This is a genomic window from Paenibacillus sp. FSL R10-2736 (assembly GCF_038000245.1).
Taxonomy (GTDB): Bacteria; Bacillota; Bacilli; order Paenibacillales; family Paenibacillaceae; genus Paenibacillus_AQ; species Paenibacillus_AQ phytohabitans.
Genome location: NZ_JBBOBN010000001.1, coordinates 2,341,515 through 2,361,206, shown reverse-complemented (window position 1 = coordinate 2,361,206; position 19,692 = coordinate 2,341,515). Strand labels below are relative to the sequence as shown.

Here is a 19,692-nt window from a genome sequence, read left to right as displayed (position 1 = left end):
AAGCAAAGCAAGCGGGAACGATCCCCGCCTGCCCTGTTTGACTGCCCCGCTGCCTGCACAGCGGTTAAGGTTTATTTCGTAACGGTCTGTTTGGCAATACGTGCCGGCACAATATCATTAGCGACGATATCCTGATGCGATTCACGGCGGACCACCAGATCGCTCTGGCCGTTCTGTACGAAGACTACCGCCGGACGGCGGATACGGTTATAGTTGCTGGCCATGGAGTAATTGTAGGCGCCTGTGCAGGCAACAGCGAGCAGATCGCCGCTCTCAACCTTCGGCAGCTCTACATCCCAGATCAGCATATCCCCGCTCTCGCAGCATTTGCCGGCGATGGATACGGTCTCTTCGTTAGGCTCAGTCGCGCGGCTTGCGAGCACGGCTTCGTACTTGGATTCATACAGCGCCGGACGCGGATTGTCCGTCATTCCGCCGTCAACGGCAACATATTTGCGCACACCCGGAATTTCTTTGCTTGTTCCTACGGTGTACAAGGTCGTACCGGCATCGCCTACGATACTGCGGCCCGGCTCAACCCAGATCTGCGGCAGCCCATCGCCGATACCGGCGAAATGCGTCTTCACTGCATCCGTAATAGCTGCAACATACTCGGAAACCTGCAGTGGAGTATCTCCATCCACATAACGGATACCGAATCCGCCGCCAAGATTGACGACCGGGAAGCTGATGGCCAGCTCTTCCTTCACTTTGCGGGTGAACTCGGCGATCCGCTCAACTGCAAGCTGGAAGCCCTCTGTCTCAAAAATCTGCGAGCCGATATGGGAATGAACGCCAAGCAGGTTCAGATTGGCTTTGCCGTCTGCCTGTCTTACCGCTTCCTGCGCGGAGCCGTTGCCGATATCGAAGCCGAATTTGGAATCCGTCTGTCCGGTCGATGCGTAGGCATGGTGGGCATGCGCTTCTACGCCCGGAGTAACCCGGAGCAGAATATTAACCGTTACTTCCTTGCGGGCAGCAATCGCCTGCAGCAGGCTGAGTTCAACCAGGTTATCGACTACAAAGCAGCCGATGCCTGCATCGATCGCCATTTCAATCTCATCCGGAGTCTTGTTATTACCGTGGAAGTGAATGCGTTCTGCCGGGAAGCCGGCTTGCAGCGCGGTATACAGCTCACCATCGGAAACAACATCCAGCGAGAGTCCTTCCTCATCCGCCAACCGGCACATGGCCATCGTTGAGAAAGCCTTACTGGCGTAAGCAACCTGGAAACCGAGTCCGGAAGCTGTAAAAGCGTCCATGTACTCGCGGCAGCGGCGCCGGACCAATTGCTCGTCCACTATATATAGCGGGGTACCATACTCCGCTTTCAATTCTGTCACATCACATCCGCCGATTTCCAAATGCCCTGCATCGTTAATTCGGCTCGTCCCGTGTAAAAACATTGCGCAGTCCTCCAATTTCTGTGGAATATCTGTTCCACCCTGTCTAGTATATGTTACAGAACCCCGCAGCGTTCCTTAAAGTGTGGCCTCAGGAGAGGAATTCCACTTTATTGCGGGGCTGTTTAGTGTATTCAGTATAGCAGACAGAGGGAACTCCATAGAATGGACTAATTTGCAGTTGATTTGTATTTTCCTACGATTTGTGTTCCTTCTCCTGCTTAGGCGGCATCCGGGTATTATCCCGTGTTTTGTTGAAGGAAGGCCTTGTTTTGGAGCTGAGTACCGGCTGGCGCAGGAGGATTTCACCCATTGCTTTTGCATTAAACGGTATAAACGGCCACAAATACGAAGAATTGTAGGAACGGTGTGTAGTCAAGAGCACCACCAGCAGCGTTGTCCCGATCATGAAGCCGGGAATCTGGAATGCGGCCACCGCCAGCAGAAGCGCAAGCCTGACAATCCGGTTGGCCAGCCCCAGCTCATAGCTCGGCGTTGCGAACATCCCGATGGAGGCCACTGCCATGTAGAGCACCACCTCGTTGACAAAAAGACCGGTCTGCACGGCGATGTCACCTACCAGTATCGCAGCAATCAGACCCATCGCCGAGCCGAGCGGTGTCGGGGTATGGACGGCGGCCATCCGCAGAAGATCCACCCCTAATTCAACGATTAGGAATTGGGCGATAAGCGGGATTTTCGCCGTCTTTTGCGGACCGATAAATTCCAGCATCGGCGGTTTCAGCTCCGGATGAAGGACCAGCAGCATCCACAGCGGCAGCAGGAACATTGAGGCAAAGATCCCGATGAAGCGCACCCAGCGCAGATAGCTTCCCATAAAAGGCGTCTGGCGGTTCTCTTCCGCATGCTGGCAGAGATCAAAGAACGTCGTCGGCAGAACCATGACACTCGGCGAGGTATCCACGAAGACCACCACTCTGCCCTCCAGCAGATGGGAGGCCACAATATCCGGCCGCTCCGAGTACCGCACCAGCGGATACGGGTTCCATCCGCCGCCGACAATGGCCTCCTCGAGCTGTTTGTCAGCAAGGGGAATCCCGTCGATATCAACGCTTTTCAGCTTATCGGTAACGGCCTGCACCTGAGTCTTGTCGACGATATCGTCAATATAGGCTACGCAGACATCGGTCCGGGTCCGGCGTCCGATCTGATGCATCTCGTATTTCAGCCCCGGGTCGCGTATCCGTCTTCTGACCAGAGCCACGTTGCTCAGCAGCGTCTCTGTGAAGCCGTCGCGCGCTCCGCGGACGACCCGTTCAATCGAAGGCTCATCCGGGCTGCGCGAAGGATACGAACGGGTATCCATGATAATAACCTGGCTCTCGCCCTCGATGAAGAACACGCTCATGCCTGACAAGACCTTATTGATGCTCTCGCTGAGCAGCTCGCCCTTCTCTACCTGGACATGGGGAATATATTCGCTCATGAAGCTGGCGAACACATCGGTAGATATATTGTCCGGGGTCAGATAGGTGAGGCGCTTCAGAATCTCGTCAATAATGGTATCCTTGGCGAACCCGCTGATGCAGAGCAGCGCAACGCGCCGGCCCCCAAAGGACATTTCCCTGAAGACGATATCAAAGGATGAACCCAGGCCCATGACTTCGGTCAGCGTTTTTTTGGTATCCTCCAGGTTGGTCGATACCTTATCATTGCCTTGCCAGTACTTAATAGACTCCTCCAGAGAGTCAGAACGTTCATTGTCGCGTTTCTGCTGCTGCAGATCTTTGGGCTTGCCGGCGGAGTCCGCCCCTTGACTGGACTTGGCTTTCTTAGCCTTGCTGCCGGACTGATCCCCGGCCTTCTGAGGGGCTCCAGATTTGTCTGTGTCATTACTTGAGGAACCCCCGCTCTGTGCCTGCCTGGACGATCCCTCTTCACCCTTATCCGCTCCAGAAGCGTTCTGCTCATCTTCCTCAGGTTCTTCATCATCTCCGAATAATCTGGCAAAAAATCCTTTGTGGCTCTTCTCCGGTGTCTCCGCACCCAGTTCGTCTGATGTCTCCGTATCCTGTGACTGGCTGCCCGAAGCCGGAGCTGGCGGGTTGTCTTCGCCGGATGCTGAAGCTGCGCCTGCACCATCGTCTGCTGCGGGTCCCTCGGCTTCCTGCTTGTCCTCATCGCCGCCACTTGCTCCCTGGGCGGTAGTCTTCTCTGTATCCGGGCTGCCTTGATCAGGTTTGGCCGGGCCCTCCTGATCCGGTGTACCTGCTCCATCGGAAGCCTGTAAATCGTGGTCCCCGTAACCGGTTGCTCCGGAATCCACTCCGATATCCGCACCGGGATCCGCTCCGCTATCCTCACCAGATTCCGCTCCGTTTGCAGCTTTATCTCCTTGTCCAGCTGAGGCGGAATCTCCCTGCGGCTGGCCAAGCTCGTCCGCAGCTTCAGCATCCTGATTCTGTCCGTCACCGGAGTCTGCTCCGGCTCCCTGTCCCGGTCCGGCATCATCTCCAAACAAGCTGCTCAAAAATCCTTTGACGCCACCCCCGGACTCCTGGCTATCCGAATCGTCTCCGGCTGCGCTGCTGTCCTTCGGGGTGCTGCCGGAAGCTTCGTTATCTGCTGCACCTCCTGTTTCATGGCTGTCCGCCGCTGTGCTGCCTGCAGCCGCGCTATCCGCTGCGTCTCCGGCTTCACGGCCTTCCGCTGCCTTGCTACCGGCAGGCTCGGCCTCAGAGGGCCTGCCTTCTGCGCCCGGACCCGCATCCATGCCGGAACGGATTTCCGCACCGCCCTCTATCGGCCGGGTAACAGCTCCCAGCTCACCTGAAACCTCCGCCTCCTGCGGTTGTCCCCCGTCTGCATCAGCCTGATGTACAGCTTGTCCTTCTTGCTGCGGCTGGGCTCTATCAGCCCCATTCTTCTGTGCAGCCTGCGCATCACCCTGCGATTGACCTTTGTCAGCACCATCCCGCTGTGCAGCTAACCCTTCATCCTGCCGTTGGCCCCCGTCTGCAACACTTTGCTGTGCAGCCTGTCCTTCATGCTGCGGCGGCTTTTGCTGCTCCGGCTTGCCATGCTTTTTATCGTCTTCCACCTGATCACCGCTGTGAATATACCTAACCACCCCGTAGCCTCCTTTTACTGTCGGTATACAAACCAGTCGAACAATGAACCTGCCACTTTACCGCATACCATAGCCATCAGCAGCCCGAACAACATATGTGTCATATGCAGTCTTTTGGCCAGAATCGGCAGTACGTTTAGTACCTCCGTCAGCGCAGCGGCCAGCATACCGATGAATACTCCGTCGAACAGTCCGACCCCCAGCTCTATCAGCGGGCCTGCGGTTATTTTCCAGTTCCAGAAATCACTCATCGTGCCCAGCAGCGAACCCCCGACCATGGCCCCTTCATACCAGTGCACTTTATCGTAGGAGGAGGTCAGCTGCGCCAGCCGGGGTACCATATCAAGCACTATAAAAAGAGCGATTACCCCGCCGCCGACAGCAATTCCTCCGGCAATGCCGAGCAGCAGGTTAAGTCCGAGCGATATTTGTGCAGTCATGCTCACTCCCCCCTGCGTCCCGATGTATCATCTCCGCGGCGTTTCATTTTGCTGTATTCCTCGTTGACGACATAGTGGTCGATATTTTTCTGATACAGGAACATCTCCACTTCGAGCGGTGTCGGCTCCTCGTTCCATTTCTTTTTGAACAAATGGTTGAAAAAAATCACCATCCCCAGCCCGATGCCCAGCGAATAGGCGATCTGGAATACATACGGATGCTCATCCCTGCGGCCGGTCAGCATCTCGACAATCCGGATCTGCACCTCCTGCATGCTGACATCGGCATGGAAATTCATGATCGTCAGCGCCGAGCCGAAGAACAACAGCAGCCATACCAGCACAAACAAAGCTATGGAAGGTTTGTTTGCCGTTGCCGGGCCTTCAATCTGCACAATCGTCCGCCCTTCGCCAATCGGCTGGATATCCGCATGCGGAAGCAGCTCATGAATCCGGGGAATCACCGTCAGCAGATCAATCAGAATCAGATTGCCGTCACTTTGCTCCGGCTGCAGCAGCAGCAGTGAATACAGCGGCTCCCGCCACTCCGGCTCGGTGATCAGAAAAGCTACATCGCGCAGCATCACACCTTTGCCTTTGGGCACGGTTACCCGGTTTTTGAGCTGTATATAAATGGCGGGAGCCGGGTGAGGATTGTCCATTGGCGGTGCCTCCTAAGGTTGTAGTGTGAAGCAGCTGAAGATGCAAGAATAACGGTAGTATGGGAGAAAAGGTTTATTTTTACTCTTTAACCCTGTAATTCATATTTATTGAGCCGGGCATCCGAAACCTTTCGTTACTACGGCCGTCTATATTAACAGTTATTTACATAGAGGGGATGAAAGGTTATGAAAAGAGTGCTGCATCAATCATTACATCTGGCTATAAGCGCATCTATTTTACTGGCATTCGCTGCTCCGCTTACAGCACATGCCGCAGAAGAAATTAATTATTATGATTCGTATATCAGCAAAACCAGCGGCGTCCAGCTCTATTCGGCGGGCCAAGTGGACGGAAACCAGTTTGTCGATGCCGTCATTGCCAGACAACCGGACGGAACCTACGCCAAATGGCAGGAGCATTTTCATTATTTCCGGAATTATGGCGGTGATGACCTGAAGTTAACGGGAACTGATGATCCGGAGCAAAGTTATGTGTACGATACCCGGAGTCAATCCATTCTGCGCAAAACCGCTTATACTCTGTCTCCGGACGGGCTTTGGGGATATCTGGAGCGCTCACGTTACCTCTTGATGCCAAATTCTCCGATGGGCAGCGGGTATGTCGGCAAATACCATGACTATTATCTTAAAAACATGAAGACAGGTGCCGTCTCGGTATATTATTCCACTCAGAGATACTACAGCGCCTATTGGCTGAACCAGCACACGCTGCTGGAGAGCGGGTACAATGAAGCTGCTAAACAGAATGTGATCAGTACTTATGATCCGTCCACCGGGGAACGGCATGAACTGCTGAAGGGCAGCATGTACAACCGGAACCTTAGTAAGGGAATCATCTATTATGTAAAAAACGAGCCGCAGCGCCTGCCCTGGGTCTATGACCTGAAGAGCGGAACGTCACGGCTGATCACTGACTACAGCGAACTCGAAACACTGTTTCCCGCTTCCCCCTCCTCCAGACCGGAAACAGCGCTGCCGCAGGATACAGTGCTGAAAGACCTGCCGGTCATCGAGATTCCTGTCTCCATGACATACGAATACAGTGTCAGTCTGGACGGACAGAACGCCGATGTATCTACCGTATTCTCCAGGGAGGGACAAGACTGGATTCCGGTGAAGCCGCTCGCTGCCGCGCTCGGGTGGAGCATTGAATCTGAGGACCGGGGCCACTTAAACGATCCCTCTGCCGGTTACAGCTTTGAGATCACAAGCGCCAGCAAGAGTGTAAAGCTTACCCCTGCGAACAGCTTCAATTCCGGAAACAGGCTGTACATCTCACAGGCGCAGCTGAAGCAGCTGGGTTATAACACCATCGTAATAACCCCATACCTGCAGCAGTAATAACGGCAGCAGGACGAGCCCCTCTCCGGATGCCGGACAGGGGGAGCCGGCCAAACGGACTAAGTCCGGTTCACTCGCACATTTGAGTCATCAGCCCTACAAAAAACAAAGAGGATGTCCCGGGCCATTGCGGCTCGCGGGAACATCCTCTTTTGGTGATACCGTAACCCTGGGGTCGTCCCCTCAGGCTGCGGCTATCCGTTGTTAATTCTGTTTGATAAGCTCAGCCTGATGTCCCTGACGGCTCTGCTGGCTCGAAATAAAGAACAGCGCCGTCCAGATCAGCGCAAAGCCGATAATTTGCGGCAGAGTCACAAGCTGGTGATATACAATCCAGTTAATCAGAATCCCTGTCATCGGAAAGCTGAGTTCAGCCAGCGTGGCTACAGAAGCCTTAGTTGTGTTCAGGCCCTTGTAATAGAGCAGCATGCTGAGCAATCCGGGCAGCAGAGCCTGCAGCAGGAGATTAATGGCAACAGCGGCCGAACCGCTGATTCCGCCGGTAATCTGCCACGGAGCTCCCTCCATGCTGGTGATCACGAATAAAAGCGGCAAAGCCAGAATAAAGCGCAGGGAAGTTACCGTTTCATATTTCATGGAACCCAGCAGATAGCGGCCCATGACAGTCGACCCGCCCCATAATGCGGCGGCGCCCAGCGCCATTAGACTGCCTACACCCATGAAGCTGTTCACATGGCCGAATGGAATCGTCCAGCCAAAGGTAAGCAGGTAAGTGCCTAATAGTGCAACAATGATAAGCGGTGCGAAATTCTTAGGCAGGCGTTCTTTAAGGATAGCAGCGGCGAGACCAATGGCGAAGAGCGGCTGCAGCTTTTGCAGCAGCAATACAGCATTGAAATCTCCGCTGGACAATGCTTTGGTGAACAGGATTGTAGCTATGGCCGAACCTCCCCATGACACAACCAGCAGGGCCCCGGCTTGACGAAGGCGGATCCCCTTCAGTTCTGCGCGCTGGCGCCACATTACAGGTGCAGCAACCAGGAAGAGCACAACATGCTCCAGCAGGACAATCTGTGAAGAGGTCAGGGATTTCAGCAGGATAATACGGAACAGCGGGTCAACACCCCATAGGGCTGCCCCCAGAACTACCAGCCAGAATCCGCTGCGCAGCGGTGCGGTACGGACTCCTTGAGATGAAGCAGATACATTACTCATCATTCATTCTCCTTGTCGATACAAACCCTCGATAAGAGACCAAAAGCCCCCGCGTCACCTGTAAACAGGGCAAACACCGGGGGCCATTATCAATAAAGACATCAGGGAATACACCCGCTGCCTTTACCTTATGATCCTCTCCCATCCGGACTTTACCGTCGGCTCTGGATTGTCACCAGATCAGTCGCTTTCCCTAGTAAAAGAGTAACGAGTCGCGGGCTTAGCTCACTTGGAACATCACCGCCGGTCAGGAATTTCACCTTACCCCGAGAATCTTGTATTCTGTTATTTTTTTCACAATCTCAGGATAACTCCGTTTCATGAATTCGTCTAGCCTTTTTATGAAAATATACGCATTTTTTTCATCGTACGATCATTTTTATGAGAAAATGCATCATTTCGTAATTACACGAACTGCATAGTTTGGCAGAAACGGAGCCTTGTTATAGAATAAGATACGAATACACTTTTTATCCATATTATAGTAACCCTAACGGAGGACGCTGTGAAAAGATCATTTGAAACCAAGCTCTTATTCTCTATCCTTGCCTTGGCCGTCATCACAATCATAGGCTTCATTGCTTATATCATGGCTACATTTACCGTAGGTATGCTGTTCTATGCACCGCTCGTCCTCGCCGCTTCGGCCGGGCTTGCAGTATTCGCTGTAATCTCTATCTTTGAACTCTTCAGCAAACGGTTCCGCCTGACCGCGCTCGCGGCTTTTGCCGGAATCTGCCTGCTGAGCGTAGCAGGTCATGAGATCAGGCAGGCTTATGTGAACAGTCTTGCCGAAGTAAGGGAGCAGGAGGTCAATCTGTTCCAGTACGCACCTTTTGAAGTAAATACCAAAGCCGCCAGTCTGGATCAAAAGGCAGCCTATCATATTCAGGAACAAATGCCCCGGCTGGACGGCGCAACTGCGCTTTACCCGTTGTATTCCGCCTTTGCCCAAGCCGTGTATCCGCCTGATACGTATAATCACAGCATTTACGAGGTCGGTAATGATCTCGTGTTATGTACCACCACCACCGAAGCCTACAAACGGCTGATTAAAGGAGATGCGGATATCATCTTTGCTGCGGCCCCCTCTCTTGCCCAGACCAAGCAGGCGAAGCTGGCAGGCCGTGAGCTGAAGCTTACCCCTATAGGACGTGAAGCATTCGTCTTCTTTGTCAACAAGCGCAACCCGGTTAACGGACTGACCACTGAGCAAGTGAAGGATATCTACTCCGGCACACTGACGAATTGGAAGCAGGTCGGCGGCAAGAAGGCGTCCATCCGGGCGTTTCAACGGGACGAGAACAGCGGCAGCCAGACCATGCTTGAGAAAATCATGGAGGACCGGACGCTGATGAGCCCCCCGAAGGAGAATGTTGCAGACGTCATGAGCGGGATTATCAGCCTGACCGCCAGCTACCGCAATTACAATAATGCACTCGGCTTCAGCTTCCTGTTCTACGCCTCGGAGATGAACGCCAGCGATGAGATTAAGCTGCTGGAGATCGGGGGCGTACCTCCCGCCAAGGAGAGCATCCGCAGCGGGGCGTACCCCTTCGCAGCAGAGTTCTACGCGGTAACTGCGGGAAGCACCAACCCCAATATTGAGCCATTTCTGGAGTGGATTCTGTCCCCGGAGGGACAGGAGCTGGTCGAGAAGACGGGTTATACCCCGGTGAACTAACTTTTGCGGGCTGCACATTCCTTATTCGGTGGCTTGCGGTGAGACTCAACCTAAAAAGCAGCAGTCCTCTTGCCGGGGAACCAGACTCTCCGGTAAGGGCTGCTGCTCTTTTCATGATCAATAAAGTACTTATCTTTGCCGTAGTTGGGCCAATTCTGCGGAATGAGGGGCACTTCTGCTCCTCATTCCCTCTTCCCGCCCATTTTCGGCGAATTCAGGGGCACTTCTGCCCTTCATTCCCGTTTCTTGCCCACTTTCGGCGAATTCAGGGGCACTTCTGCCCCTCATTTCCGCTTCCTGCCCACTATCGGCGGATTCAGGGGCACTTCTGCTCCTCATTCCCTCTTCCCGCCCACTTGCGGCGAATTCAGGGGCACTCCTGCTCCTCATTCCGGTATGTCGCGTCTTCTTGAAATCAAGAGCCGCGTTCACCCTGCGTAATGCTCAAAAATCCGTCTGCGCTTCTCTCCGTCCGGATCGTTCACTACACGCGAGACCTGATCGAACAGCAGCGTAGCACGCTGCTCCGGTGTGTACTGCGGCCATGCGAGTTCCGGTGCAGACGGATCACCGTAGTGAGCAAAGGCGGTCCAGGCTCTCTGCATCGCTTCGGCCACACCTGCCATCTCAGGCGTAACTGTCAGGCCGTATTGCTTCAGCAGCGGCAGGTTGTTGAACACGTAGAGAATTTCCGCTCCGTGTATGGCCTTCTCCAGCAGCGGATGGCCGGTGACGGTCCAGTCGAACCGGTACATCCAGACCGGAGCGTGATCCAGCTGCTTCTCCGCGAACGAAATGGAGCTGGCCCAGAAGAACAGATCGGTCAGCACTTCAGCTTGCCCTTCCCAGGTTTTGCTGTAATCGGAGGTCAGCTCTGAGAGGTCTTCGATGCCCATCAGCAGCTCCAGCGACTTGAGTGAGCGGTCGAAGCTTTCGCCTGCCTGCCCTTCACGGAAGAACAGATTGCCTTCATGGAGATTCGTCCCGATCAGCAGCGGGATGCCGCTTGCCGCTCCTTCGCGTACCGCCTGCGCAGGTTCTACCGGCAAGGTCAGCGGCTCAATAACCGGCTGGAAATACATGCTCAGCGAATTCCCGGACAGCTTGTACGCCATCCGTCCGGCCGCTTCCATGATCTGCTGCGCGGGCAGTGTATGCAGCAGCTGCGTGTCACCGCCGGGCTGTAGACCGAGCTCTGCCAGGAAGGCTGCCGCAATCTGTTCCCCCTGCTGACCGCTCAGGCTCTGCCCCGCACCGCTCTCCATAATTGCACGCGAGAACAGCCCCTTGGCCGCCGGCATCGCCAGCAGCGCGGCAATACTCATGCTGCCTGCTGATTCCCCAAACACTGTAACATTCCCGGGATCACCGCCAAATGCGGCGATATTCTCCCGCACCCATTCCAGCGCGGCAATCTGGTCCAGCAGTCCAAGATTGGAGCCAAGCCCCGCGCCCAGCGGGGACAGATGCATGAATCCTAGCGGACCGAGCCGGTAATTCACCGTAACAAGCACAACCCGGCCGCTTGCCGCCATGTTGGCACCGTCAAACATCGGCTGGCTGCCGGCACCGGTAACAAAGGTGCCCCCATGAATCCAGACCATGACCGGCAGGGCATCCTCCTGCGCTGCTGCAGGTGACCAGACATTCAGGTACAGGCAATCTTCAGAGTACACCGGATTGCTGCCGCCAAAGCGCGTACCGCTGGTACTTACCGGCTGAAGGCTGACCGGGCCGAATTCCTTCGCCTCCCTTACAGCATTCCAGGGTTCCGGCGGCTGCGGTGCACGAAAGCGCAGCTCTCCGACAGGAGGGGCAGCAAACGGGATTCCGCGCCAGACATTCACTCCGCCGCTCTGTTCTCCCTGCACCTGCCCATAGGCTGTAGTCACTAATTGTCCTGTCATTACACTCATCCTTTTCGCTTTATTCCTCAGCTTTTTCTTCAATCACTTTATAGAGTCCGGAGCGGAAACGGAACCACTGGAAGATATGGGTAACCACTACTTTGAGTACGGCATAACCCGGTACCGCGAGAATGATGCCCAGTACCCCGAACATTTTACCGGCAAAAATAATTACAAAAATAATCGTGATCGGATGAATCTTCAGCGTTTTACCCATGATCTGCGGAGAGATAAACTTCCCTTCGATCAGCTGGACGGCAGTCCAGACAATCACCATCTTGAGCAGCATAAACGGCGAGGTTACCATGGCTACCACCAATGCAGGCGTAATCGCGATCGCTGGTCCCAGATAAGGGACTACCGCAGTACAAGCGGCAACGATAGCAAGTACCAGGGAATACTCCAGCCCGATGATCAGATAACCAATATAGAGCAATGCACCGATACAGCAGCTGACAATAATCTGCCCGCGGATGTAGGATGCCACCTGACTGTTCATTTCCTGCATGACCATCCGGGACTGCGGCTGCAGTGCAGTAGGAATGAACCGCATCAGGTAGTCGGGCAGTCTTTTGCCATCGCGCAGCAGATAGAACAGAATGAACGGCGTAGTCACCACTGCCAGGACAATCTCTGTCAAAGTGCCTACAAAGCTGCCTACGCCACTGGCGGCATTATTGATGAACGAGGTGCCCCAGGTAGTCACCTTGCCGGTGATATCACTGAGATCCGTACCCACACTTTCCTGAATCTTTCCGAAAAATTCACTGCCCGTCAGATGTAGGAATTCCTCCTGAATCTGCGCGCTGTATATCGGGAAATTGTCGATCAGCCCCATCAGCTGGGTACGGATAATCGGAATAACCATCAGCAGGATCAGTGTAATAATTCCGGCTATTACGAGGTACATCGTAACAATTCCGTAAGCGCGCTTCACCTTGCTTCTCCGCTCCAGGCGGTCAACCAGCGGATTCAGCAGGTAATAAGCAACTCCCGAGAGAAGCAGCGGCGCTGCCACTGTATGCAGAAGCACTGACAACGGTTTGAATATAAACGGAATCTTGGAGAATACGAGCACGGTAACACCAATCAGTAACGCAATTAAAAGCCCCACGACAAACTTGTTATTCAGAAAAAACTTTTTGAATTTATCCGGCCAGACCTGACGTCTATCCATATACTGCCGCCCCCCTGCTGCAACACTTACGATATAAGTGTGATTAATTGCACTTTGTATTAGCATAGTCAACACGGAGGCTGCAAGTCAAATTTTCTGCCCCGCCAAAAAAGCTCTAGTGCAGTGAAGACTGCAGGCCGACCAGCAGACATTCCACCAAAGCCAGGGAGTTCAGCGAAACCGTCTCAACATTGCTCTCAAAAGCTTCTACGCTATCCTCATCCGCATGATCTGAAATGGAGCGGATTACAACAAAGGGAATGCGGTTCACACTCTGTCAGGATCGCTGCAGGCAGGTCGTGATGCACCACCTGAGCCGACAGATAATATCCCTGCAATTCAGGCTGTCATCCAGCCCTCCCGCAGCTCCGGTAAGAAGGCCAGCGGCTCAGCGCAAATAACAGCCATTATTAATATCAAACGTCGCCCCGGTGTATGCTCTCGCTTTGCGGCTTAGCATAAACACCACCGTATCCGCAATATCCTCTGCCAGCAGCGGTTCCAGGATTAGTTGATGCTCCTGATATTCCTGCTGCCTCCAGGCCGGGATATGCCCCATCATCGGAGTGCTGGTCATCGTCGGGGCAACAGCATTCACCCGGATATGAGGGGCAAAGTTCATGGCGCAGCTTTTGGTCAAGCCGAGAACAGCTGCCTTGGTCAAGCCATACACAGCATCTGAGCTGCCTTCCTGACCGGAGACGGAGGCCATGTTGACGATGACGCCTGTCTGCTTCCTGTCCAACAGCAGGCGCCCGAAGCCCTGCGAGAAATAGACATATCCCTTGATATTGATATCCATTACCCTACTTATATCTTCGGGGGTATACTCCAGCAGACTGCGCCCCAGATATATGCCTGCATTATTGACCAGACCGTTAACCTCAGCATGTTCTTGCTGTATGTATGCGAAGAATTGCTCCACCTCGCTGTATTTGCTCACATCCACCCGGAAGGAGCAGAGCTTATCCGAACCCGCCTCGGCCTTCAGTTCCTCAAGCCCCCGGCCATCCAGATCACAGGCAATCACTTCAGCACCTTCCTGCAGACTAAGCATTACGATAGCCTTACCGATTCCCGAAGCGGCCCCGGTCACAATTATTTTCATTCCCTGCAGCATTCTTAGACACTCCCTCACCTGTATTCTCCACCGGAAGAACCGGCTTACTGAAACCGCAAATCAACAATACTGCCGGTCCGCTCAAAACCGATCGACTGATAGACCTTGTTGGAATCCGGGTTTGCAGCATCGGCATAGAGCATAGGAGTAATGCCCTTGCCCAGCAGCTCAGCACACAGCTCTGCTACAGCAGCACTGGCATAGCCCTGCTTACGGCAGTCCTGCGGAGTGAACACTTCATTAATCCGGGCATGTCTGGAGGACAGATGGGCCAGATTCGCCATGGACACGGGCCTATCCTGTACCATCCACAGGCGGAGCTTGCCCGATTCCGTAATATCTCTTGCGTAGCCGAGGAAATTCTCAGATGCATTCTCGGTGCCGAACGCATCCTTCACAAAGCCGGCCAAATAGTCTGCAATGACCGGGATATAGCCAGCATCTGCCTGCAGCAGCTTACCGCTGACATTAGCGGGCTTCTTCACCTGCGGGCAATGATAGGCTTCCATGATCATATGGTCATGATACAGCTTGCCTGTATTCTCACAATAAGCCTCTGCAAACAGCCTGCCTGTCTCCTTAGTCCCGTTAACCCCTGACAATCCGTGGCCCTTCAGCCGCTCCACAAGCTGGCGAACCAGGGCTCTGCGCTGATCTGCACCTACCTCCGGTGCAATCCATAACCAGGGGTTATGCCCCTCCGTGTGCGCAAAGATCAGATGATCCTCGGCTGTCTTGATCCGGAGCGATTCCGGGTTTCCGGTGATAAGGTGAAGGAGATTATATTCCACCTCTTCCTGTAAGAACGCTTCGCTGTGCAGCACACGGTCATCCGGCTCGAAATCCACAAACATCCCGCTTCCCCCTTACTCTATCTTTTCTATCCATCATAATCCTCCGTCTGACAAAAATAAACAATCCTCCACCGAAAATTTTCCAGTGGAGGACTGCATTGTTCTTTCATATTTTATTTCTTCTTTTTACCCTTTGCCCCTTTTTCAATTGCGGCTTTCAGTCCTTCATCATAAGTGTAGAGAACATTCTCTTCCAGCCGTTCACCCTTCAGCACCTTGCGTACCAGGCTTTTGGCTGATTTGGGGGTGATATCCCTGTACCATACGCCTTCCGGATATGAGATGACTACACACGCATCCGAACATCTTCCGTTGCAGCGGGTTACTGTAGTATGAATCAGGCTATCTGCCCCTTGCTTCCCGATTTCATCCTCTATCGCGTCAGCGACCTCTTCCCCCTTATGCTTCTTGCAGTCGCTTCCGTTACAGATCAGCAGATGGCTGACCGTCCCTTGCAGATTCCAGGTCGTCATGGAATTCCCGCCCCCTCTAGTACAACAATACCCTGTTTGTCTGTCTCCCTAAACTCTACTTACCAATCAGAGGATCGTCAATAGGGGGAAAGACTGTTATACTGTATTGAGAATGATTATCACCCAAGAAAAGAGTGACTCTGAACATGCATAAACCACCTACCGGCAGTTCATTGCCTTATCCTCATAGTTTTTATGTCCCGGTGCGGATTGCTGCACTGGACAAAGCCGCTTCTAACCGGGGAAATTCCAGCCCGCCCTTCTCTTCCCTGCTGATTATAGTTACCGGAGGCAGCGCAACGATGGAGTGGGATGGAGCGCTTACCCGTGTGTCCAGCGGCAGTACCTTGTGCTGTGACAGCTCCGCACACATCATCCTGCAGCACAGCCATAACCTGCAGGGGGTGTGGATCGAATATATCACACTCTCCGGCACCAGCCATCCTTCCAGCCCGCTGAACAACGGTGTACCGCTCCGCAGCTGTGCGCCCCGTATTTGCGCGGTGGCGTCGCGGCTGCTGGGCAGCTGGAGCCAGCCGGAAGAGCATCAGCCTTTTGCAGTGCAGCAGCTGTTCACAGAACTGCTCACTGAGCTGTATCACAGCGCTGCTGAGAATACGGAGCCGGTGCTTCATTGGCTGGACCGTGTATTGCAATATATAGAATCCCATTATAATGAGGACTTAACGAGAGGGCAGGCGGCAGAGCTTGCCGGAGTTACCCCGGAGCACTTCTCCCGCGCTTTCCGCAAATCCACCGGTCAGACCTTTAATGAATATGTAACACTGCTGCGCATCCGCAAAGCCCAGCAGCGCATTCTGACAGGAGCCCCGAATCTGAGCACGCTGGCACTTGAAGTCGGTTATGGTGAAGGCACCTATTTAAGCCGCAAGTTCAAACAGGTCGTGGGCCTTTCTCCTGCAGCCTATCACAGCAAGAATAAATCCGTTGTATCGCTGAACTTCAATCACACGGCCAGCCTGCAGGCGCTTGAGGTTGTTCCCCGGCTCGGAGTATATTCGGCTTGGATGGAGAGGCTGCAGCCTATTCCGTCCAAGCATAAGCTGCTAAATGAAGGAAGCAGCTCCACAGGTCTATATGAACGCTTGTCTTCTGCCCGGCCGGATGTGATTATCAGCTACTCCCTGCCTGACAAGAATAAGCAGCTGATGTCGTTAGCTCCGGTTATTGAAATCCCCTTTATGCAAATGGACTGGCGGGAACAATTCCGGCTGATTGCAGAGGTCACCGGCCGCAGACCACAGGCGGAAGCCTGGCTGAATGTCTATGACGAACAATGCCACGCGGCCAACCAACAGCTCAACCGCCGGATCGGTCCCCGGGGAACCGCAGTCGTCTGGGAGATTGGCAGGGACGCTGCATACTGCTTCAGCAGCAGCTATGGCCACGGATCTCAGATTCTGTATAATGATCTGGGCTTCCGGCCCCCAAGCAGCCTTGTAAGCGAGGGACTCCTCCGCCAAGGTTATCTGGAGGTTGCCTTCAGTGACGTCGCCGGCTACCCCGCGGATCATATATTTATTACCTGCAGCGCCGGAACGGCCGAGATGCGGGAGCCGCTCCGTTCCTTTCTTCATCGTGCAGTACAGCAGAATCAGGCGTCCGCTTCCGGCAGCAGAATCTATTTCCTGAATCAGCCTGCCATGTTCTACGGATTTGATCCGCTCTCTTCCGAAGCCCAGCTCAGGGTGCTCCTGCAGGCGCTGACATCATAAATTTACATAGCCGGACATCACATTCAGCCATAGTGTAAACAGGACAAAATCTGTAAAGTGTTATTGAGAATGATAATCGTTCTACATAAGGAGGCATACATCTTGAAAAAACCGTATTCAAGCCCTAATTCCCGGAAACAATGGATCATCTTCCCGTTGCTGCTGGCACTGACGCTTCTTGCCTCAGCTTGTGGAAACAACACATCCAATAATAGCACCGGTTCTGCTGCTGCTAATGCTACAGAAGCTCCTGCTTCGTCCCCGCAGCCGGAGACTCCTGCCGCAACCGCAGCTCCCGCCTTCAAAACAGTAACAACTGTAAATGGAGATATTGAAGTGCCGACAGCACCGCAGCGGATTGTTGCCGAAGAGTATCTGGGCAGCCTGATTGCTCTGAATACAATCCCCGTGGGTGCTCCCGGACTGACGCTGGAGAATATGTATTTCAAAGAATCACTTACCGGAGTCACCGATACCGGCACTTACGGAAAGATGTCACCGGAGAATATTATCGCCCTGAACCCGGACCTCATCATCTCCGGCAATGCCGACAGCTATGAAACACTGAGCCAGATTGCCCCTACCGTCATTGTGCCGTACGGTGATCTGAAGGATGCCCACGCGGAGCTGACTTATTTCGGCAAGCTGCTGGACAAAGAGCAGGAAGCTACAGACTGGCTGGCAGATTATGATAAGCGTATCGCCGCAGCCAAGGCCCGTGTGGATGCAGCGATTCCCGCTGAGGCCACCTTCAGCATCCTGGAGCATGCCGACAAGTCCACCTGGGTATATGGGGACAACTTCGGACGGGGCGGACAGCCGGTCTATCAGGCACTGGGACGGAAGCCGCCAACCGAAGTGGCTGCTGAAATAATGGAGAAGCAGTGGGCAGAATTATCCGCCGAGACACTGGGCAAATATGCTGGTGATTTTCTCGTTGTGACCGATAATACACAGACTGTAGAAGACTTCCAGGCAGATCCGATCTGGGGCAGCCTGCCTGCTGTCAAGAACGGACACATCTATGTATGGAAAGAAGAACGTTCCTGGTATTATGATCCGATCGCCGTTCTGGCACAGACAGAAGAGCTTGCGGACTGGCTGACTTCGGGGCAATAAATGAATGTTCCTGAAGCTGTCTGGGCAGCCTTAACCGGCTCCCGGCAGCTTTTTTTGCTGATTACTCCTTCCATAAATGGAGATAATACCTGTAGCCCGCCTGCCGGAACCGGCAAATCAGCTTGCGGAGCCTAAGGAGCATCGCCCATGAAAATTCTCGCTATTTATGTCCTGTTAGCCGTCATCACCTTGCTAATGCTCACACTGGTTGATGTCTTATCAGGAATCAGCGTGAGTGCATCGTTGCATTCTCTTTCGGTAATCTTTGCCACAACCACACTGCAGGAAACGATCTGTGTGGTGATCTTCCTGGCACTCCCTTTAATCCAGGTTGTCGCCGGCGCCCTCAAACGCAGCCGCTAATCTCCAGCGAAACTTAACGGTATAGGCCGAATCTGCGCCGGATACGGTGAACAAGAAACAGCAGAACAGGAATATACGCACAGAATACCGGCAGGATATTCTCCAGAAAAACCTTCCCTTCACTCATATGCACCGGATAATTCTCTGCACTGACGAAAGAGCTGAACAGCATGACCACCGCCGCCGGAATCACCAGTTTTTGGGAATCGCGGACCTTGAAGAGATCGGCAGTTATGGCCACAGCAGCATAGCAATAAACAGTCATCTTGAAGAACACCCCGATAATGAGTGTAAGCATAACAAGTGCATCCAGACGCTGGATGAAGTTGGCTACATTCACGAGTGTGATGGTGGTAAACATCGGAAAGGTTGTCCGGCTGTAGAGGTTCTCTCCGAGCACTCCCATCTCAATGGCATGGGTGAAGCTAAGCAGACAGGCGCTTAAGGTGATGGCCACGATGCCGGTTTTCTTAATCTTCCTTGATTTGTTAAAGTGCGGAAGTATAGTCGTGAAGCACACGACCTCCCCGAACGGAAAAATCCAAATGTTAGGGTAGGCAGAGCCCAGAGCCTCCCAGAGATCATTGATATGAATTGGAAACAGGTTCTTAAGCTCCACCAGTCCGGCAGCAATGACAATAAAAATACAAATCAATCCCATGACGATTATGATCCAGAAGAAAATCTCCGCCGTTCTGGCGAATACCTCGATTCCCTTACTCAGGATGTACATTACCGCAATAATCATGATGGAATCAATAATAAGAATCGGAGTTTTGTCGTATGAAGCTGAAATTAACAGATCCCCCGCTTCACGCAGATTTCTGGAGCCGTTATAGAGCAGCACCGGGAGAAACAGCAGGCCTACTACCCAGCCTATCCAGGGGCCGAGAATCTTACGGGCATAACCGCTGATGATCAGATCCGGGAACTGCTGATACAGATGTGTAAACACCAGATAAAGCAGAATGCCCCCTGGGAGCGCCATCAGGATGGAGAGCCAGACCGCATGCCCGCTCTCCAGGCCCACGGGTACAACCAGCGCCGTTCCAAGCTCAAACAGCACAATCAAGGCAAAAAGCTGACTGGGGCCGATCGCTTCTTTTCTCATAAACCTATTCACCT

The 19,692-nt window shown here is 53.5% G+C and carries 16 protein-coding genes, 1 pseudogene and 1 riboswitch; of the genes and pseudogenes, 5 read left to right on the top strand and 12 right to left on the bottom strand.

The window, feature by feature from the left end:
- Positions 1-71: 71 nt before the first annotated feature.
- The 4 genes and pseudogenes from lysA to NSQ73_RS09855 all read right to left on the bottom strand — a co-directional run bounded on the left by lysA (position 72) and on the right by NSQ73_RS09855 (position 5,596).
- Positions 72-1,406 (bottom strand): diaminopimelate decarboxylase, encoded by a 1,335-nt coding sequence (gene lysA / locus NSQ73_RS09870; RefSeq protein ID WP_042138658.1) that lies wholly within the window; start codon positions 1,404-1,406, stop codon positions 72-74.
- Positions 1,407-1,599: 193 nt separating this feature from the next.
- A pseudogene (locus NSQ73_RS34940) lies at positions 1,600-3,210 on the bottom strand (spore germination protein); the annotation flags it as partial.
- Between the two features lie 1,298 nt (positions 3,211-4,508).
- Positions 4,509-4,934, bottom strand: coding sequence for a stage V sporulation protein AB (locus NSQ73_RS09860; RefSeq protein ID WP_039301666.1), 426 nt, complete (start codon positions 4,932-4,934; stop codon positions 4,509-4,511).
- Between the two features lie 2 nt (positions 4,935-4,936).
- Positions 4,937-5,596 (bottom strand): stage V sporulation protein AA, encoded by a 660-nt coding sequence (locus NSQ73_RS09855; protein ID WP_076243365.1) that lies wholly within the window; start codon positions 5,594-5,596, stop codon positions 4,937-4,939.
- Between the two features lie 186 nt (positions 5,597-5,782).
- Between NSQ73_RS09855 and NSQ73_RS09850 the strand changes: the two genes are divergently transcribed.
- Positions 5,783-6,958, top strand: a complete 1,176-nt coding sequence (locus NSQ73_RS09850) for a hypothetical protein (protein WP_340986289.1) — start codon at positions 5,783-5,785, stop codon at positions 6,956-6,958.
- Positions 6,959-7,162: 204 nt separating this feature from the next.
- Here the strand turns inward: NSQ73_RS09850 and NSQ73_RS09845 are convergent, their stop codons facing one another.
- The gene (locus tag NSQ73_RS09845; RefSeq protein ID WP_340989248.1) at positions 7,163-8,134 is read right to left on the bottom strand and encodes a DMT family transporter; all 972 of its coding nucleotides are present in this window, start codon (positions 8,132-8,134) and stop codon (positions 7,163-7,165) included.
- Positions 8,135-8,263: 129 nt separating this feature from the next.
- Positions 8,264-8,412, bottom strand: a riboswitch (FMN riboswitch).
- A gap of 227 nt (positions 8,413-8,639) precedes the next feature.
- Between NSQ73_RS09845 and NSQ73_RS09840 the strand changes: the two genes are divergently transcribed.
- The gene (locus tag NSQ73_RS09840; RefSeq protein WP_340986288.1) at positions 8,640-9,818 is read left to right on the top strand and encodes a PstS family phosphate ABC transporter substrate-binding protein; all 1,179 of its coding nucleotides are present in this window, start codon (positions 8,640-8,642) and stop codon (positions 9,816-9,818) included.
- Between the two features lie 428 nt (positions 9,819-10,246).
- On the opposite strand, the gene NSQ73_RS09835 is transcribed toward NSQ73_RS09840, so the two are convergent.
- The 6 genes from NSQ73_RS09835 to NSQ73_RS09810 all read right to left on the bottom strand — a co-directional run bounded on the left by NSQ73_RS09835 (position 10,247) and on the right by NSQ73_RS09810 (position 15,349).
- On the bottom strand, positions 10,247-11,725 hold the full coding sequence (locus NSQ73_RS09835; protein WP_340986287.1) for a carboxylesterase/lipase family protein: 1,479 nt from the start codon (positions 11,723-11,725) through the stop codon (positions 10,247-10,249).
- A gap of 19 nt (positions 11,726-11,744) precedes the next feature.
- The gene (locus tag NSQ73_RS09830) at positions 11,745-12,902 is read right to left on the bottom strand and encodes an AI-2E family transporter (RefSeq protein WP_039301649.1); all 1,158 of its coding nucleotides are present in this window, start codon (positions 12,900-12,902) and stop codon (positions 11,745-11,747) included.
- Positions 12,903-13,017: 115 nt separating this feature from the next.
- The gene (locus NSQ73_RS09825; protein ID WP_340986286.1) at positions 13,018-13,173 is read right to left on the bottom strand and encodes a hypothetical protein; all 156 of its coding nucleotides are present in this window, start codon (positions 13,171-13,173) and stop codon (positions 13,018-13,020) included.
- A gap of 117 nt (positions 13,174-13,290) precedes the next feature.
- Positions 13,291-14,022 (bottom strand): SDR family NAD(P)-dependent oxidoreductase, encoded by a 732-nt coding sequence (locus tag NSQ73_RS09820; protein ID WP_340986285.1) that lies wholly within the window; start codon positions 14,020-14,022, stop codon positions 13,291-13,293.
- A gap of 44 nt (positions 14,023-14,066) precedes the next feature.
- Positions 14,067-14,876, bottom strand: a complete 810-nt coding sequence (locus tag NSQ73_RS09815; RefSeq protein ID WP_340986284.1) for a GNAT family N-acetyltransferase — start codon at positions 14,874-14,876, stop codon at positions 14,067-14,069.
- Between the two features lie 113 nt (positions 14,877-14,989).
- Positions 14,990-15,349, bottom strand: coding sequence for a (2Fe-2S) ferredoxin domain-containing protein (locus NSQ73_RS09810; protein WP_039301636.1), 360 nt, complete (start codon positions 15,347-15,349; stop codon positions 14,990-14,992).
- Between the two features lie 146 nt (positions 15,350-15,495).
- Between NSQ73_RS09810 and NSQ73_RS09805 the strand changes: the two genes are divergently transcribed.
- The 3 genes from NSQ73_RS09805 to NSQ73_RS09795 all read left to right on the top strand — a co-directional run bounded on the left by NSQ73_RS09805 (position 15,496) and on the right by NSQ73_RS09795 (position 18,567).
- Positions 15,496-17,085, top strand: a complete 1,590-nt coding sequence (locus tag NSQ73_RS09805; protein ID WP_340986283.1) for a helix-turn-helix domain-containing protein — start codon at positions 15,496-15,498, stop codon at positions 17,083-17,085.
- Positions 17,086-17,187: 102 nt separating this feature from the next.
- Positions 17,188-18,204 (top strand): ABC transporter substrate-binding protein, encoded by a 1,017-nt coding sequence (locus NSQ73_RS09800; RefSeq protein ID WP_340986282.1) that lies wholly within the window; start codon positions 17,188-17,190, stop codon positions 18,202-18,204.
- 147 nt (positions 18,205-18,351) lie between these two features.
- Positions 18,352-18,567: a hypothetical protein gene (locus NSQ73_RS09795; protein WP_076243372.1), complete on the top strand. Its 216-nt coding sequence runs from the start codon at positions 18,352-18,354 to the stop codon at positions 18,565-18,567.
- A gap of 13 nt (positions 18,568-18,580) precedes the next feature.
- Here the strand turns inward: NSQ73_RS09795 and NSQ73_RS09790 are convergent, their stop codons facing one another.
- Entirely contained in the window at positions 18,581-19,678 is a 1,098-nt protein-coding gene (locus NSQ73_RS09790; protein ID WP_340986280.1) for a GerAB/ArcD/ProY family transporter, read from the bottom strand.
- Positions 19,679-19,692 lie beyond the last annotated feature (14 nt).

Bases quoted from the DNA above. Each gene is read 5' to 3' on its own strand.
- NSQ73_RS09845 (WP_340989248.1), bottom strand. From the start codon at position 8,134: ATGAGTAATGTATCTGCTTCATCTCAAGGAGTCCGTACCGCACCGCTG.
- NSQ73_RS09790 (WP_340986280.1), bottom strand. From the start codon at position 19,678: ATGAGAAAAGAAGCGATCGGCCCCAGTCAGCTTTTTGCCTTGATTGTG.
- NSQ73_RS09850 (WP_340986289.1), top strand. From the start codon at position 5,783: ATGAAAAGAGTGCTGCATCAATCATTACATCTGGCTATAAGCGCATCT.
- lysA (WP_042138658.1), bottom strand. From the start codon at position 1,406: ATGTTTTTACACGGGACGAGCCGAATTAACGATGCAGGGCATTTGGAA.
- NSQ73_RS09795 (WP_076243372.1), top strand. From the start codon at position 18,352: ATGAAAATTCTCGCTATTTATGTCCTGTTAGCCGTCATCACCTTGCTA.
- NSQ73_RS09815 (WP_340986284.1), bottom strand. From the start codon at position 14,876: ATGTTTGTGGATTTCGAGCCGGATGACCGTGTGCTGCACAGCGAAGCG.
- NSQ73_RS09810 (WP_039301636.1), bottom strand. From the start codon at position 15,349: ATGACGACCTGGAATCTGCAAGGGACGGTCAGCCATCTGCTGATCTGT.
- NSQ73_RS09805 (WP_340986283.1), top strand. From the start codon at position 15,496: ATGCATAAACCACCTACCGGCAGTTCATTGCCTTATCCTCATAGTTTT.
- NSQ73_RS09820 (WP_340986285.1), bottom strand. From the start codon at position 14,022: ATGCTGCAGGGAATGAAAATAATTGTGACCGGGGCCGCTTCGGGAATC.
- NSQ73_RS09860 (WP_039301666.1), bottom strand. From the start codon at position 4,934: ATGACTGCACAAATATCGCTCGGACTTAACCTGCTGCTCGGCATTGCC.
- NSQ73_RS09855 (WP_076243365.1), bottom strand. From the start codon at position 5,596: ATGGACAATCCTCACCCGGCTCCCGCCATTTATATACAGCTCAAAAAC.
- NSQ73_RS09830 (WP_039301649.1), bottom strand. From the start codon at position 12,902: ATGGATAGACGTCAGGTCTGGCCGGATAAATTCAAAAAGTTTTTTCTG.
- NSQ73_RS09835 (WP_340986287.1), bottom strand. From the start codon at position 11,725: ATGACAGGACAATTAGTGACTACAGCCTATGGGCAGGTGCAGGGAGAA.